The organism is Micromonospora sp. AP08, from assembly GCF_008085935.1.
GTDB lineage: Bacteria > Actinomycetota > Actinomycetes > Mycobacteriales > Micromonosporaceae > Micromonospora > Micromonospora chersina.
Map to the genome: position 1 here is coordinate 1 of NZ_VSEZ01000046.1, position 589 is coordinate 589.

Annotated in this window: 1 protein-coding gene; it reads right to left on the reverse strand. The window is 67.7% G+C overall.

Annotated elements, in window-relative coordinates; genetic code table 11:
- Positions 1 to 587 (reverse strand): C39 family peptidase (locus FXF50_RS29045; protein WP_255510252.1); only part of this gene is annotated, 587 nt, incomplete at its 3' end.
- Positions 588 to 589 lie beyond the last annotated feature (2 nt).

Sequence of the window (589 nt, forward strand, 5' to 3'; positions counted from 1 at the left end):
ACGCTCATCCGGTAGGAGGCCATGTTCGGGTCGGCCGAGTCCGCGATGGTCACGATCTTCCCGTTGTCGCGGTAACCCACGACGCTGATGTAGTGGCCACCCTCGAAGGAGTGGGTGTTGCCGTCGGTGTCGGTGGCGGTGCCGGCGATGTTGGCGACCACGGCCCGGCCGTCGTCGACGGTGCGCACGATGTCGGCGCGCAGGGTGTCGGTCTGCTTGTCGTCGGCCTTGCCGTCCTTGAGCTCGACGGACCGGTAGTGCTTGCCGGTCTCCTTGTTCAGGACCGGGGTGATGTCGTTGATGCTGTTGGTGCCGTTCTCGGTGGTGCCCATCTCCTTGGCCATGGCGTCCACGTCGATGTTCTTGCCCAGCACGGACAGGGCGTTACGCGTGGCGGCCGGGCCGCAGTAGTAGAAGTTGGGCTGGGCCTCGTAGCGGACGTCCAGCTCCCGCTCGCCGTGACCCTTACGGTCGGTGGCGACCTGGGCGGTCTTCTCGGCCGGGGTGGCCTGCGCGGCGATCGCGGGGCCGGCGATGCCGACGGTGGTGGCGGCGATACCGGCAGCGGTCAGAACGGTGTTACGCAGCA